The organism is Paraburkholderia diazotrophica, assembly GCF_900108945.1.
Lineage (GTDB): Bacteria > Pseudomonadota > Gammaproteobacteria > Burkholderiales > Burkholderiaceae > Paraburkholderia > Paraburkholderia diazotrophica.
Genome location: NZ_FNYE01000061.1, coordinates 13,691 through 28,296, shown reverse-complemented (window position 1 = coordinate 28,296; position 14,606 = coordinate 13,691). Strand labels below are relative to the sequence as shown.

At 59.0% G+C, this 14,606-nt stretch carries 16 protein-coding genes and 2 pseudogenes; 7 read left to right on the top strand and 11 right to left on the bottom strand.

Annotated elements, in window-relative coordinates; translation table 11 throughout:
- Positions 1 to 284: ATP-binding protein (locus tag BMW76_RS37870; protein WP_177200622.1), on the top strand; the 284-nt coding region annotated here is incomplete at its 5' end.
- Between the two features lie 321 nt (positions 285 to 605).
- Here the strand turns inward: BMW76_RS37870 and BMW76_RS37865 are convergent.
- Both BMW76_RS37865 and BMW76_RS37860 read right to left on the bottom strand, forming a co-directional pair.
- The gene (locus BMW76_RS37865) at positions 606 to 956 is read right to left on the bottom strand and encodes a nuclear transport factor 2 family protein (protein ID WP_245763559.1); all 351 of its coding nucleotides are present in this window, start codon (positions 954 to 956) and stop codon (positions 606 to 608) included.
- A gap of 33 nt (positions 957 to 989) precedes the next feature.
- A pseudogene (locus BMW76_RS37860) lies at positions 990 to 1,853 on the bottom strand (alpha/beta hydrolase); the annotation flags it as partial.
- Positions 1,854 to 2,062: 209 nt separating this feature from the next.
- Here BMW76_RS37860 and BMW76_RS40810 point away from each other — a divergent pair.
- The gene (locus BMW76_RS40810; protein ID WP_143062435.1) at positions 2,063 to 2,686 is read left to right on the top strand and encodes a hypothetical protein; all 624 of its coding nucleotides are present in this window, start codon (positions 2,063 to 2,065) and stop codon (positions 2,684 to 2,686) included.
- A 259-nt stretch (positions 2,687 to 2,945) separates the two neighbouring features.
- Positions 2,946 to 3,470 carry a hypothetical protein gene (locus BMW76_RS37850; RefSeq protein ID WP_143062434.1) on the top strand — a complete coding sequence of 175 codons (525 nt, stop codon included), beginning with the start codon at positions 2,946 to 2,948 and terminating at the stop codon, positions 3,468 to 3,470.
- An 811-nt stretch (positions 3,471 to 4,281) separates the two neighbouring features.
- Here the strand turns inward: BMW76_RS37850 and BMW76_RS42710 are convergent.
- From BMW76_RS42710 to BMW76_RS37825, 5 genes are all read right to left on the bottom strand, one after another.
- Positions 4,282 to 4,413: an RNA polymerase sigma factor gene (locus BMW76_RS42710; protein ID WP_322789346.1), complete on the bottom strand. Its 132-nt coding sequence runs from the start codon at positions 4,411 to 4,413 to the stop codon at positions 4,282 to 4,284.
- The gene (locus BMW76_RS37840; RefSeq protein ID WP_322789345.1) at positions 4,391 to 4,798 is read right to left on the bottom strand and encodes an RNA polymerase sigma factor; all 408 of its coding nucleotides are present in this window, start codon (positions 4,796 to 4,798) and stop codon (positions 4,391 to 4,393) included. The genes BMW76_RS42710 and BMW76_RS37840 overlap by 23 nt, the downstream gene beginning before the upstream one ends.
- A gap of 1 nt (position 4,799) precedes the next feature.
- The gene (locus BMW76_RS37835) at positions 4,800 to 5,012 is read right to left on the bottom strand and encodes a YgaP family membrane protein (protein WP_090873858.1); all 213 of its coding nucleotides are present in this window, start codon (positions 5,010 to 5,012) and stop codon (positions 4,800 to 4,802) included.
- A 226-nt stretch (positions 5,013 to 5,238) separates the two neighbouring features.
- Positions 5,239 to 6,171 (bottom strand): PGN_0703 family putative restriction endonuclease, encoded by a 933-nt coding sequence (locus BMW76_RS37830; RefSeq protein WP_143062433.1) that lies wholly within the window; start codon positions 6,169 to 6,171, stop codon positions 5,239 to 5,241.
- 767 nt (positions 6,172 to 6,938) lie between these two features.
- Positions 6,939 to 7,100: a DUF1328 domain-containing protein gene (locus BMW76_RS37825; RefSeq protein ID WP_090873856.1), complete on the bottom strand. Its 162-nt coding sequence runs from the start codon at positions 7,098 to 7,100 to the stop codon at positions 6,939 to 6,941.
- A 324-nt stretch (positions 7,101 to 7,424) separates the two neighbouring features.
- Here BMW76_RS37825 and BMW76_RS37820 point away from each other — a divergent pair, with 324 nt between their 5' ends.
- Positions 7,425 to 9,236 carry an extracellular solute-binding protein gene (locus BMW76_RS37820; RefSeq protein ID WP_245763560.1) on the top strand — a complete coding sequence of 604 codons (1,812 nt, stop codon included), beginning with the start codon at positions 7,425 to 7,427 and terminating at the stop codon, positions 9,234 to 9,236.
- Between the two features lie 852 nt (positions 9,237 to 10,088).
- Here the strand turns inward: BMW76_RS37820 and BMW76_RS37815 are convergent.
- The 4 genes and pseudogenes from BMW76_RS37815 to BMW76_RS37800 form a co-directional block, all read right to left on the bottom strand.
- On the bottom strand, positions 10,089 to 10,388 hold the full coding sequence (locus BMW76_RS37815; RefSeq protein WP_090873854.1) for a hypothetical protein: 300 nt from the start codon (positions 10,386 to 10,388) through the stop codon (positions 10,089 to 10,091).
- Positions 10,385 to 10,759, bottom strand: a complete 375-nt coding sequence (locus BMW76_RS37810) for a phage holin family protein (protein ID WP_090873863.1) — start codon at positions 10,757 to 10,759, stop codon at positions 10,385 to 10,387. Before BMW76_RS37810 ends, BMW76_RS37815 begins: the two co-directional genes overlap by 4 nt.
- Before the next feature lie 51 nt (positions 10,760 to 10,810).
- Complete coding sequence (locus BMW76_RS37805) at positions 10,811 to 11,071, bottom strand: CsbD family protein (protein WP_090873853.1); 261 nt, start codon at positions 11,069 to 11,071, stop codon at positions 10,811 to 10,813.
- Between the two features lie 252 nt (positions 11,072 to 11,323).
- Positions 11,324 to 11,760: pseudogene (locus tag BMW76_RS37800) on the bottom strand (PRC-barrel domain-containing protein).
- Between the two features lie 814 nt (positions 11,761 to 12,574).
- Between BMW76_RS37800 and BMW76_RS37790 the strand changes: the two are divergent.
- From BMW76_RS37790 to BMW76_RS37785, 3 genes are all read left to right on the top strand, one after another.
- Complete coding sequence (locus BMW76_RS37790; RefSeq protein ID WP_143062432.1) at positions 12,575 to 12,991, top strand: hypothetical protein; 417 nt, start codon at positions 12,575 to 12,577, stop codon at positions 12,989 to 12,991.
- A gap of 567 nt (positions 12,992 to 13,558) precedes the next feature.
- Positions 13,559 to 13,687: a hypothetical protein gene (locus BMW76_RS42565; RefSeq protein WP_281248597.1), complete on the top strand. Its 129-nt coding sequence runs from the start codon at positions 13,559 to 13,561 to the stop codon at positions 13,685 to 13,687.
- A gap of 44 nt (positions 13,688 to 13,731) precedes the next feature.
- Positions 13,732 to 14,598 (top strand): YihY/virulence factor BrkB family protein, encoded by an 867-nt coding sequence (locus tag BMW76_RS37785; RefSeq protein ID WP_407669082.1) that lies wholly within the window; start codon positions 13,732 to 13,734, stop codon positions 14,596 to 14,598.
- The last annotated feature ends 8 nt before the right edge of the window (positions 14,599 to 14,606 follow it).

The following is a 14,606-nucleotide window of genomic DNA, read 5'->3' as shown; positions in this document are numbered from 1 at the left end:
AGTGTCTGATTCTGGACGACATCGGCTACGTCCAGCACGACCGCGATGAGATGGAAGTGTTGTTCACCTTGCTCGCTGAGCGCTATGAACGCAAAAGCATCGTCATCACCACAAACCTCGTATTCTCGGAATGGGAACGAATCTTTAAGGACCCGATGACCACGCTTGCGGCAATCGATCGAGTGGTGCATCACAGCGTCGTGCTCGACTTGATGGGAGTCGAAAGTTACCGGGCAAAAGCGGCCGGCGCGAAGCCGACGGCGCCGGCCGCAGTAGCATCATAGGGCGGCAATTTTAGTTGTCGCCGGTGGCAGTTCTAGTTGACGCCAGACACATGATCGTCAAGCTTGAACGCGTAAAACAGCTGCTCCTGATCGCCGCTTCGCTGACCCATCATGACGATGCACTCCCATCGATTGATGGATTCCAGGATAGCCAAGAACCGGGCTCTCAGGGGAGTTTTTCAACGAAATAGGCCAGGAGCGGCCAATCCCACGAAATATATTCAGGCCGCTTCGATCGACAAAGCGGCCTTTCATCAATGCAACAATCAAGCGGTGCGCGTCACAGCGAACGCATCCGCCGCCGCCACCGTATCCAGCGCTTCACGCAGCAGCGAGATCTTGCCGTCGCGTGCCACGAGCCGGTCCGGCGTACATCTGGCGATAGATCTTCCCCGTTGACGGCACGAGCGCTTCAACTTCATATTCCGCGAACACCTGCTCGGGCGTTTCGATCAGAAAGCGCGCGTTCCTGAACGCGAAATCCGGTACTTTCACCAGCAGCGAAGCAATGAAGCCCTCGATCGATTCGGGTCCCTCCGCGCGCCCGTCGATACCGAGGGACTTCAGATACGGCAGTTCCAGCACGCCGTCGCTGGCAAAGAGCGCGGCAGCGGCACGCGAGTCGCGAATCGATTCGAGGTATGCGGAAAGCAGTTGTCTGGCGTTGTTCATGATCGGCTCGAAAAAAAAGGCATAGATGCGGCTTTATTGCAGACGCGCGTTCAAGGCGTTCGCCATCTGCTGCATGGCGGCGCGCGTTGGGGCGTCGGCGGCCAGTGCGTTGAGCAGGCCGAAGTCGTGGATCGTCCCCTTGTACTGCGTCGTCGTCACGTCGTTGCCCGCCTGGTCGAGCCGACGTCCGTATGCTTCGCCTTCGTCGCGCAGCACGTCGAACTGCGCGGTCTGAAGGAGCGTGGGCGGCAAGCCCTTCAGCTCGTCGATAGATGCGCGCAGCGGCGACGCGTAGCGTTCGTTTCGCTCGCGTTCATCGGTCGTGTACGCGTCCCAGAACCACTTCATCATGTCGCGGCTCAGGAAGTATCCATTGGCGAAGGCATCGTACGAGGCGTTGTCGAACGCGTGGTCCGTCACCGGCCACATGAGTCCCTGGAAGCGGATGGCCGGACCCTGCCGGTCCTTCGCCATCTGGCTGATGACGGCCGCCATGTTGCCGCCCACGCTGTTGCCCACGACGGCAAGCCGTGCACCGTCGACGCCGATTTCCTCGCCATGTGCGGCGACCCACTTCGTCACGGCATAGGCCTCGTTGATCGCGACCGGATAACGCGCTTCGGGAGAAGGCGTGTATTCAACAAATACCGCTGCTGCGCCCGACTGGACGACGAGGTCGTGCACGAGACGCTCGTGCGTTGGGTAATCGCCGAGAATCCAGCCACCGCCGTGGAAGAACATGAACACGGGCAGCACGCCGCGTGCGTTCTGCGGCTTGACGACGACGACCGGCACGACGAAGCCATCCTGTTCGATCGTGCGGCGCGTGACGTCGATGCCCGATACGTCGACCGGCACGCTGCGCTGGGCGCCCACCAGGACTCCGCGCGCACGCGACAACATCGCCAACTAGCCGCGAACGGCCATGAACTGCCGTTCGACAGTGCGGCTCACATCGCCGACAATCGCGTGTACAAACGCTAGACGGTTCGAGTCAACGTTGGCTTCTGTGGCACCTTCATCAACCGGGAGACACTACGATTATGGGCATTGGCAGGTGGTTGCAGCGAGTTCAAGGTGATTCCCCCAATGCCGGCCCTTTCGAAATGCTTACCCTGGACGATGCTCATCGCATCGTCTCTCCGGTTGTCGATTCGGCTTTGGATGGGCGGGGTTTCGAGCCGGTTGCGCCACTCAGATGGGTGAAATTTGATGGAACACCAAGACGCCAGATGTTTGCGTTTGCGTCATGGAAAGGCGGTGTAATAGCGCCACGATGGGGCTTTTCCTTCGACTTCGTCCCCCACGTATCGGGTAATTCCGTTCGATTGCATCGGACCAATAAGTCCGCGATCTTTGATCTCTGCGTCGATGCGCGCGATAAAGCCCTGGATATCAGCGTGATCCGCGGAGAACAACCTCTTGTCTTAATGGCACCGGGTATAGTCGAAATGGCAATCTCGCGCGCGGACGAACTTTGGCGCCGGGTCAACTCGCTGGAAGACGTCGTCGCGGCATTTGAATGGCTGCGAGGATATTTGTCGAGCGGAGGTTTGGGGTTCTACAACTACGTCCAGCATCCAATCGCGCTCGCCTTTGTGCTTGCGAAGATTGGCGTCGATGCCGGCGCACGCAAGGAACTGGAAATCTTTCTAAAGGGACGGTCGCCCGAAGAGCCTGTCTCGGTTCGTGTGCGGAAACTACTGTCCGAAGCAACCTCGGGTACGTGAGCGCTCTCGCGCACGCGACAAGTTCGTTGGCGGCCACTTCCGGCCGTTCGACGGTCCATGGCGAAAGGTCGACTCTCGCTGAGTGGTCCGCCCGCTCCGCGCCGTCAGAGATGACTTACGACGCCTACCGGCTGTGCCACGCGGTTCCCCATGGCTTAAGTTTCTGTTGCAATGGCCGTTAGGCAAAAGATATCGATTTGTGCCGAAGTCGTGTCCGGAACGTGCAAGAGATCGAATGGCGATAGGGAAAGGTAAGCTAATGAATGGCCTTCTGATAAGGGGCGCCCTTATCGTTGTGGTAACAGCGAGTCTTTGTTCTCGCGGGGCACAAGCCGCTGAAGAGGGTATCAGCGCAGAACGAGCAGTGCGTCTCGTTCTGACTCAAGTTGCTAACACAGCGGATAGCCCGAATTGCGACCAGATCTTTATAAATGCGGGGATCGCAGACATCACGGCGACGATTCAACGACAGGACTATCTCGAAGCATTCTATAAAGTTGACCGCCACGCCGCCTTGCTAGCGACATGCAGGCCACAAAGAGGATGGAAGCTGAGCTCGACCGCAGAATTTGTTGCGACCCAATTGGTTACTGCCGTTCAATTGCAGTCGAAGGTGCCTGAGCAACAGCGAAACCTGTTCGTCATTCGGCGGAACGAACAGTGGGCAGCAGTTTTGATCCGGTATGCCCGGCAGTATCCTGCTAACCGGGGCGAGGCAGAAGAGGACAGTCGAATCCTCGAACAGAGTCTTATGCAGATGTCGCTTTCGGAGCAGCTTCCCTAATGTTCCTACCGGTGTTTCGCATGGAAATCCGGCATGCGTTTCGCCAGCAATTTGGCCAGGCGGAACCTTAATGAACGGCCGCTTTGGATGCGGGCGATCGTCTCTTGGGGGTCGCGTGCTGGCGATCATGGCCGTCGACGGCGAAGCTCGCGACCCACAACTATCATCGGGCAATAGTCGGCCAAAAGCGGTCCTTCGACGACGGATCGGAAATCGACGACAATTTTGCCTTTAGCCGGTCCTCCCTGCGATCATGGAACAATCCATTACGTTGAATGTGCCGACCAACCTGTCGCCAGAGGATTGGGGAAAGGTGGCGGCCGTCTACCAGACATTGGACGGGTGGCTAGGCGACCCGCATGGCGCTTACTGGTATGGGCGCGAAGGCGATGCTCGATATATATGGGCATCAGCGGAGCCTAGCGGGCTGTTGTTGTGCGGCCAAGTTGAGCCGAGCTTATGGTGTAGTTGGCTCACAGTACTTTGTGCGAGGCTTAGTCTTGCACTTGGTGGCGAGGTGCACGACGCTGAGATGTAGAAGGTTGCGCTTCGTGTCCGTTCCAAGAACTCACTGTCAACTTGGAAACGGATTATGCATGTTGCATGAGGCGCGAGCCTGAGACTGTCGTTGCGTTCGGTCGTAGGACTCAGTGCGGCCATGAAGCGACGTTCGTCCATCGCTTTGCTCGGCCATTCAAGCGTCCGCCTCGCTCAAGCAGCGGACAAGCATGCTCGAACTTGCCGGATCGATTTCTCATGGGCGTCACTATGCCGAATTTGCAGAGATGCGCGAGGCGTGGGGTCGTCGCAGTCAGGCAAGCAGGTATTCGCGCGCCAACGTGCGCGCGCGATGCAGGCGGCTTTTTGTCGCTGGGACCGATAAACCAAGTCGCGCGGCGATCTCGCCGATCGTGAGTTCTTCAAGGTCGCGAAGGAGGAACATCGCGGTAGCCGGGTGGCAGCGACTCCAGTGCGTCGATGCGTTCACGGCGCAGCGAATCGGTGTCGTGCCGCGCAAGCCATCGATTGACCGCCTCTTCGTTATAAGGATCGAAGTTCAACGCGTTGCGACCGGAGCGCCTGCATTCGTGGCGTACGAGGCTGAAGAGCCAGCCCGAGAATGCAGCGGCGGCGCGGACCGACCCGAACTTGCGTGCGACGATGAGCAGCACTTCCTGGACTGCATCGTCGACGTCCGAAATAAAGCAATTGCGCTGCGCATAGCGGCGTATGTCTGGCTGAAAGAGGCGCAGCAGGCGCTCAAGCGCGACGGGGTCGCCCGAACGTGCTGCGTCGATTGCTGCCTGCCTTTGTTCGTCGAGGGGCATGTCACCGCTTCTGTTGTCTCGCGAGGCGCCGGCCCACCATCGCACAGGCAGGGCAGAACCCGACCAGACCGGAAATGGTGATGCCTGCGGCTGCCAGCGCTCCGACAATTCCGGCGACTCCCTTGAGAAACACGATTGAAAGCGCCGCGCCGACAACACCCAGAATGATACGGATAACGCGCTCCCAGCCTGGAACATTCTTGACGTAAAACATGTTTTGCTTCCTTTATCAACGTGAGAGACGACCTCTCCGGAAGCTAAGAGGCGGCGACAACGCGAACCGGTTCGCGCCCAAATTTATTTTTGTTTTGTCTTTTCGCGGGTGTAATCGGCTCGTTGTGATCGGTTGAATCCGCACTCGAAATCCGCCGTTGCTGCGCCGGTGTCATGGGGGACAGCTTCGGGTCGGTCTGAGGCTCCCAGGAGGTACGTAAAGAACGTTACCCAAAGATGGCTGGATGGTGACCGAAGAAGTATCGACGCCCCAAGTATCCTAGATATGCGTTATCGGCATCGCTTGCTCCTTCGCTGATGCGTTTGAAAAGCTCTTGATAGGTCAATGCCACGAATCTAATTTCGGCGCCTACATTCGCGTCGAACCTTGCAATCTCGTCGCGATGGATAAATGCCTGAGCGCAAGGCCAGTCGTAGTACAGGTAGTAAAGAGAGAATTGTCTACCGCACTGCGTGCCAAGGCCCAGCGCATGCTTGAGCAACTGAGGTGCGTTTAGGTGGGTGAAATGCTCAGTGCCTGCGTCGATGGATTCAACGAGAGACTGACAGTGTGGCAAGTCCTCTTCGGCCCAGAGGACCCGTCCGTCAGCAAGGTACTTTGGGAAGCTCTTTTTTTGTTGGGGCTTATCGACCTCCGGCTGACGACGGTCGAGCCATTCCGTGAATTTGCTTTCGACGCCTGCCGTGACACCGGAGCACAGCCGGATCGCGACGTCAAGGTGCGGTGGCGAATTGGTGGTGTTGGTAAGTGACAGCTTGGTCGGGTACCGGGCCTCAAATCGAAGTATGTCGTCCGCTTGTTCCAATCCCAACGCTGTCATGAGTGGACGGCAGTCCCTCCCACTCCAATAATCGAACACGTTGACGCAAAGCGCTGACGAGGACCGCAAGGCCCGCATCTTTGCCGGTCCGCGCTCGCTATCGCGCAGTTCTGATCCCTTGCCATCTTCAAAGGCAGCCATCGCTTCTGGGGATAGCGGCTTCCATAAATTCTCAGTCACAGAAGCAACGTAGCCGTTTTCAGCCACGTGTTTCCCGAGCGAATTTGCCCATGAACGTTGCAGATCTAGAATCTCCGCGAGCGGACTTTTCCGCATGTCTCCCCCATGAGAATCGCTGATCGAGACAGTGTTCAGCAACTCATAACCGCGGTATGTGAGTCAGTACGCATTTCTCCATGGATGTGCACGAGCGGTGGTGGGGGAGGGAGGGGGTGCCGTCCGAACGACGGACAAAACTACGGGTGATACGGATGACAGATCTAAAATTTCCGCGGGCAGACTATCTTCGATCGTTCACTGCAATGCCATGGTCGTTGCTCCAGCGGCAGGTTTGCTCAGGTACCCGACACTCGGTCGATCGACCTTCGAGTGACTCCAGAGGGTCGCAAGTACGCATTCGCTAGCAGTGAACGCCGACGTTCGCCGCGGCCGAACTGCGAATGTCGGCAAAGCGACTCGTTACGGCCTGACGGACGCGATACCTGAAGGTCAGATATGGCCGCCTCTAGCGAAAGCAGGGAATGAGCGCTCTGGTAGATGCCGTTGAGACTGCGTGTGTTCGATCCGCAGCGAAGGCATTGGCACGACGGCCGTAGAGTCCGGTCAACTGCCATCGAAGTCCGAGCAGTGACGAATCCGCATTGCCTTACCGCGCAAAGGGACAGTTCGTCGCAAATTTAAGTGTCTGCGTGTCAAGGCGACACGAAATGGTTGAAAATGGAGCGGGCGGGTGCGAAATTGGCTGGCGCGACCCGTGAAAAACGACGCGAATTGGTTGTCAAAGCGCGACATCAATTGCTGAACTCTACACCTGTTGTTGTGGACGCCGTATGGCCGCTTACAAGCGCGCGTTGATGATCCCTATGGACGGTACTCCACGCGTAGGCCCGAATAAGCCTGTCGGTCTAACGGCGCATGACGCCCATAACCAGCGTGACCAGGAAGATGACGAGGAATACGATGAACAGTATTTTCGCGATGCTCGCTGCGCCCGCAGCGATCCCACCGAATCCAAAGACGGCGGCAATAATCGCAATGATAAAAAAGACCAGCGCATAGTAAAGCATGCCGTGACCTCCCTTTTTCGAGCCGGTGCGTAATGGGCGCTCGGCACCAACGAGATGAGCAACGATCGTTCCTCCATCGCGCGGAGCTTCATCTGACGAGAGGGTCCAATGCTGGCGGTGAACCTGATTTCGACCACATCAGACGAGGAGGCTACGTGTTTACGCAGGCGTCAACAACTCGGTCGTGTGCGTCGGTCATTGCGCGCATGGAGCTTCATCGTACGGAGCTGACCAATACACGGTGAGCGAAAACGGTTCGCCGATGGCTTTATGACTCACGAGACGATCCGCTCATCCAACGCCCGCTGCTTCCTCACGGTGCTCATGCTGGGCGGATCAGTCATGTGCGCGGCGAGCTCCGCATTGGCCGTATGCGCCATCGCGCAATACGGCGAGCCGAAATATTCCGCCGGTTTCAAACATTTCGATTACGTCAACGCGGACGCGCCGCGCAATGGCACACTGGTCCTCGCGAATCCTGACCGCCTCACGAGCTTCGACAAGTTCAATCCCTTCACACTGCGCGGCAATCCCGCCCCCGGACTCGGATTGATGTTCGAAAGTCTGACGACGGGCAGTTCCGACGAGGCGGCAAGCGCATACTGTCTGCTCGCGGACGATATCAACGTCGCACCGGATGGTCTTTCGACGACCTTCCATATCAATCCGAAAGCGCGCTTCTCGAACGGCGACCCCGTCACGGCCGAAGATGTCAGGTACTCGTTCGAGACGCTGAAGAGTCCGCAAGCCTTGCCGCAGTTCTCGGTGTACTTCGGACAGATCGCGCGCGCGGTGGTCGTCGACCGGCTGACAATCCGCTTCGAATACAAGGTAGCCACGCGCGAAATGCCGCTGCTCGCGGGCAGCATCCCGGTGTTTTCACGCAAGTGGGGCGTGATGCCGGATGGCACGCACATTCCTTTCGATCAGCTGGCGTTCGAGAAACCCGTTGCAAGTGGGGAGTTTCTGATCGACAGGTACGACAACGGCCGCACCATTACCTACAGGCGCAACCCGAACTACTGGGGCGCGTCGCTGCCCGTGCGCGTCGGCACGCACAACTTCGCGCGCATCGACTACCGACTGTATTCGGACGCGGTCGCGCGGCTCGAAGCGTTCAAGGCCGGCGAGTATGACGTACTCGTCGAACACGTCGTGCAAAACTGGGTGCGCCGGGATATCGGCAAGCGCTTCGACACGGGCGAACTCATCAAACGCGAATTCCCGCACCACAACGGCGTGGGCATGCAGGGCTTCTTCATCAACCTGCGGCGGCCGATCTTTCAGGACGTGCGGGTAAGGCAGGCGCTCGATCTCGCGTTCGATTTCGAGTGGCTCAACCGCCGGCTTTTCTACGAGCAGTACAAGCGCATAAACAGTTTCTTCGTCAACACCGACTTGCAGGCGCAGGGCAAGCCTGACAAAGGCGAACTTGCGATTCTCGCGCGGCTGCGCAAGGAACTGGACGCCGCCGTGTTCGGAGAAATGCCGCAACAGCCAGACACCGACCCGCCCAATTCGCTGCGCGCAAACCTCATCAGGGCGCGTGGACTGCTCGCGCAGGCCGGCTGGACGTATCGCGATGGAGCGCTGCGCGACGCGAAGGGTCAGCCGTTTGTCTTTGAGCTTCTCGACGACTCGGGTGGCGGCACATCGATGGAGCCGATTGCCGCTGCGTACGGCCGCAATCTGCAAAAGCTCGGCATCAGGATGAACTTTCGCACGCTCGACTACGCGCTGATTCAAAAGCGCATCGATGCTTTCGACTTTGACGTGACGACGGTGCGACTGCCCGACGTACAGGTGCCGGGCACCGAGCAGGTTTCGCGTTTCGCCAGCGCATACGCAGATCAGCAGGGCTCCGACAATATCGCGGGCGTGAAATCGCCAGCCATCGACGCAATCCTGAAGAAAGTTGTATCCGCGCAAACACGCGAGCAGCTTGTTGACGCAACGCATGCGCTCGACCGCGTGCTGATGAACGGCTATTACGTGATTCCCCATTGGTATTCACCGGTGCACCGCGTCGCGTATCGCAATACGCTCGCGTATCCCGCGACGCTGCCGCTGTACTACGATGCGGAAGAATGGATACTGTCGACGTGGTGGCAGAAGCCTTCGGCCTCTTCAAGATAGCGCACCCGCATACCCGGCAATCTGGTTTCAGCTGCTCGCGATAACCGCGTGCCGTAAAGACGCCGCGAATGCATCGGCATTCAGAGGTTCGATTCCGAGGACACCGATTCGCGCATGGGCGGATGCAAAAATTCGAAGAGCGAGGCACGTCTCGACACCATCCAGTGCGGTCACGCACCCGCGCGCCGACTCTGTGTGATCGTCAGGATTTCGTGACACTGAGAGGTGGCGGACATCTGTAACAGATCGAATGGCATCTGACGTCGCGGCCTGTCCGAAACGCAGGACATATGGCGCGTTCGTCACAGTGGGCGCGACGAGACACTGCTGGATCGCCGATCACGGCTCTGGGGCGCCATAAGGTGCTGGGGCGGCGCAGCTGTCGAAGAGTCGCAACCATCGACTATAGCGACATACCGAAAGCACCGGACCTACCGCACCCAAACAGAAGACACCAGGAACGATAGCCAGGCGATACCATCCTTGCGGACGATATTCCGCTGGCCGCATCACATCCGCAAGTGCGACCAACAGGCCTGTGACAAGCGGCGACAGCAACGCATTCATGACTTAGCCAGTGAGATTCAAGGCAATTAGATCTGGTATGTACCATACAGGCAGCGCACAGCCCATCACGGCCGCGATATAGATGCATAGAACCAGGGCACTTTCATCGGGTGGCCCAGCCCGACGCCTTCGCCGACCCGGCTGGCCGGCATAGTCTGCGCAGCATTGAGGCAGCGGATCGATGACGGTGGCCGGTACATCGGGCGCAGACCGTCGGTCGCTCACGTGAGCCCCCGTCGGTTCATGCACCCGGCGGGCCCGCATCGGACAGGTCGCGCGCGACGCTCAGCTTCCCGCGATGCGCCGCACCGTTTTTGCGATCCACGCAAGCAGCCCGTTGCGCACAACCACCCGCGCGATTTCGCGAGGACCGATCAGCAGTGATCCGACAAGTACCGCCGCGAGGAGTGTGACGTTCGGCGCGATGGATACCAGCTCCTTTACCCGCCGTAGCAACGAAGGCCTGCTGCGAATCTCATGCAAGAGTGCCGTTTTGCGTGCGTCCAGCAGATTCGCGCGCGATACGGCCATCCGTTCCAGCACAACGGATTCAGCCTCTGCGAGCGCCGCCAGCCGTGAAGTCATTTCAATGCCTCCCTGATCGTTTGCAGGTCCCGGCGGATTTCGTCCTCCAATACGCGGAAAGCGCGTGCCGGCTTTTGTGACTGAACGGCGATAAAGGAAATCACGCATAGCAACAGCCACATCCCCGCGATTGCCCACGACACATGCAGAAAGTACGGTGTGTTCAATGCCGTCGCGATGATCGCGATGCAGAAGAACGATAGTGCAAACAGTCCCGCGACCGCGAGCGCGACGAGCGCAATCAGTTCGCGCACGAGCTGGGCGCGGGCCTGCGCCAGCTCAATCGGGATGAGCTCCCCGTAGTCCGCCATCCGGTGCGTGCAGAACCGGCTGACGGTGGCCCACTGGTTCGCTCTGGATCGAATCGACATCGTAGCGCCCCGATGCACAGCCTGTGGCGTCAAACGTCACCCATGCACGGGTCATCCTTCGCGATTCGACGCCCACAACGCACCAAGTAGAAAGCCGATCGCAGCCGCCCCGGCCAGCACCGCGAGCGGGCTGGACGACATTGCATCGCGCGCGAGGTCGGTCGTATCCGCGCAGATCTGCTGCGCCTTGCCGCGCAACTCGCCCGCCCTGCCTTTAAGCTGCATCCCAACGTCGCCTGCGAGTGAGCCAATCGTTTCCTTCACGTTTCCTGCAGTTTCGCTCAGCACGCCTTCCGTTTTGGTCGTTTCCATTTGCCACTCCCTGGTTGTCCCGACTCGCGGTACGCCGTCAACAATGGCCACGCACGCAGCATGCGCGTGTGGGCCAGCAATCTCGCCTGATCGAGCCCGCATCGACGCGTCGGACTGTGACGGCTGCTCAGCAAGCATCGGACCCGACGACTTCGATTGCGTCATCGGCGCATTCTTTTGTATGTGTTGGGCAGATCGACCGCCAGCCGTGTCAAAAACCGAGAGGGTGCCGAGGTATTGCCAGCAGGTAGATCACTGCTTTCTTCGGTGCTGCACCGCGCAGGCCGATTTGGAACTTCGTACCGGGATGGCGGACGTCGTCCAATGTGTTTTATCAGCAGGTGGTGCAGTCGTGTGCCCCCAAGCCGCGTCGGCCATTGACGGCCAGTGCTCAGGGTCGAAGCCGGGGTCATCCTTGAGTTGCCGCGCGGTGATGTCGACGCGGAAGCATTTCTTGTCCGTATCGAGTGTCAGTGCGCTCCTCGGAATCGCATGCAACGTGTTACCCATCGCGAGGAAACCACCCTTGGAGATGACGGCGTATGCTCGCGTCCGCTGCGCACGTCGAGCATGATGTCCGAAATCCTGCCGACGTCTTCACCGTCCGATGTGATGACCTTGTCACCATCGAGCGTCGCGGCCGCCACGACATACGGTCCTGGTCCTTCCCCGCGTCCGCCCCCGACGATATCGGCGCCGGCGCCGGACGCGTATTACCTGTCAGGTCAAGTGATGTGCTCATGACTGTCTTCCCGTGTCGCGGTGCATAAACCGTCCGTAACCGGTTGCATGACGAAGCACGGCAGTCCGACGCGAGTGAACGAACGCCGAAAGCGGCTAACAACGGGCGTGAGAAAACACGTTTTACCTGCCGCAAGTGTGCGCCTGTGATGCGTCGCTGCTGCCGCGTGGAGTGTAGGTCCGTTTAACGAGCCAGACGTCGGGGCGCGCTCACGACCTGGCAATTCGCTAATGGGTCGTCTGAACCAACGGAGAACAGCCGGCGCATGAGGTACCGCCACGGCGTGTTCACCACACCGGCATCATTGCTCGACGCGCTGGGTCGGGACATCGCGACACCAGCCTTCAGGCCTGTCAATGCGTCGAAGGGGACCATAGCGACGTACTTCAGATCAACATCATGGACGTCCATGCCCCCATGTGAGAGAGCGTCATGGTCGAAGCACGAAAGCGGGTGGGATCATTGATGGAAAAACAGAGTTTGTGTTTAGCCGGCACACCTGCTTCGAACGTCACGCCGTTCGCTTTGGCGCTACGTGCGCCATGACATGCCACAGTCCCGCAGCGTGAATCATCTTCAGATCGCCGAGACTGGGGTGATGCAATTCGCATCACCCACTTTCGTGCGGACGTTCGCCTTCAGCGCAGGCGCAAATCGTGGACTAAACGGCGCGAAATGTGGAGATCATTCCTCATACCAAAGGACGCCGTCGTATAACATTCCATTGGACGCGACTTGTGCTGTTCTGTAGGGACTTTGCCTTGACATATCACGTTGCCCGGTTGTTTCCTGGTCAGCAGTCAGCCTCATCATTGGCCCGCCTGGACGACAGGCAGCGCACTGAATTGCTGAGTCATCTGGTTGCGGAACAGTTACTGTCACGCGCTGTTGCGGGCATCTGGCTCACGCCCGAAAGTCTGGTCGAATGCATTCAGCGCTGGGTCAAAATGAAAGGAGTGTCACCCGGATGGCTCGAAGGGACGCGCATTGGCCAACTCTCGGAGCAACTGGCTTTCGACCTTTGGAAGATTGAGCATCTGCGCAGACCGGCGAGAATCACCAGCTTTTTCGATGTGCAAGGGATGTTGAATAGCGACTCACCGTTTGTTAAGCGAATGTGTACGATCTGCGAGGCACGTTTGCTCGCGCACGGGATGGTAGAAGCGCGGAGCCGATAATAGGTTACTTGCGGGGCGAGTCCGGGTCCTGTGGACCACAGCATGAGAACCTGGCGATCAGCTGGGGGTTACAGCTGCCATTCCCGGCAACGAGTGGAGATCATTGATGTCAGCTCAAAAGCGCGTGCCGGTCGCCGCATCCTGAAGCATCCAGTTACGGCATGCGGACCTGCTGCAATGGCGTACGTATGGAGCACCGCCCGGTCATCATGCGATCGATGCCACGCGTCTGCGACCCGATCGACCCCGAAATCGAGTCCACGCCCTTGTCATGAGTTAGAAATTCATAGGGCCTCGGATCAAAATCGGTGCACATCAAAACTACCCCAAAAGCTGAATCAGCACGCGAGAACGGCCTGCGAGGCGCTTACATGCTTTGAGCGCGCGTCGCCCTTGAAGTGGGCGACGGTTCCGGGGCGTCGAAAATCATGCGGCGCTTAGGAACATCGATTGCACGTCCAGGGCATTAAGACCTTGATTACCGACGGAGTGATTTGCTGCCGATGAACACGGCCGGGCTGGCCGTGGCAAACATGGGCTACGAGACGCGCTTCGGGAACCGCGACCATGACACTCGACGTCGCGGTAGCCGACTTCATCGTCACATGCTATGACGTGCGCGACACGCGCGTGTTCGCGCTCGACACCGACGATGGGAGGTCGAGCTCGACGGTCACGTGTCCGACAGGCGCGTGATCTGTTCGTGCAACAGCAATGCCGCAGACAAGTGGATGGCGCTCATGCATGGTCGACCACTACCTTGGGGTGCCGCGATACGGTCGCTCTTCTCGCTGGCGACGGGAGCGGTTCAACGGTTCAGCGCCCACCGCTGCACCATGATGGCCGCGAGCATCGCGTTCTACTGCGCGTTTTCGCTTGCGCCGACTCTTCTGATCGTGCTGGCTGTCGCCGGATGGTTTTTCGGCCTCGATGCGGCGCGCGGCCAGTTGTTCGGAGAGGTCCATGGACTGCTGGGCAATGAGGCTGCCGAAGCCGTCCGGACCATCGTCGAACATGCACGTCACCCCGATACGGCGGGGCCAGCCGCAATCCTTTCGGCCGCACTTCTGGTGGCTGGCGCATCGGCAACGTTTGCCTCACTGAATACCGCGCTCAACGTGGTGTTTCCACTCGCGGCACGGCACGGCGCGGCAAGCAGCATTGCCTTGCTGCTCAAGGTGCGGCTCATCTCGTTCGGCCTCGTGATGGGCGTGGCTTTCCTGCTGGTCGTTTCTCTCGTACTGGACACGGTTATCAGCTTCGTCGGTGCAAAGCTGTTCGGCCATTCACCGCTGATTGTCGTCGGCGAAATCGCGCAGTTTATTTTCGGCATGGCCGCATTGAGCGCCGTTTTTGCAACGTTGATCAAAATGCTGCCTGACGCGCCCGTTCGCTGGAGAATCGCATGGCCGGGCGCCATCGTGTCGGCGTTGCTGTTTTCCAGTGGACGCAAGCTGTTTGCCCTTTATCTCGCTCACGCGGGAACGGCCAACGCATTCGGTGCGGCCGGCTCGCTCGCGGCCCTGTTGATGTGGCTTTACTTCTCGGCGGCAGTGCTGTTGCTTGGCGCTGAGATCGCTGCCGAGGTCGGTCGCGCGAAAGCCTGACCCACCGA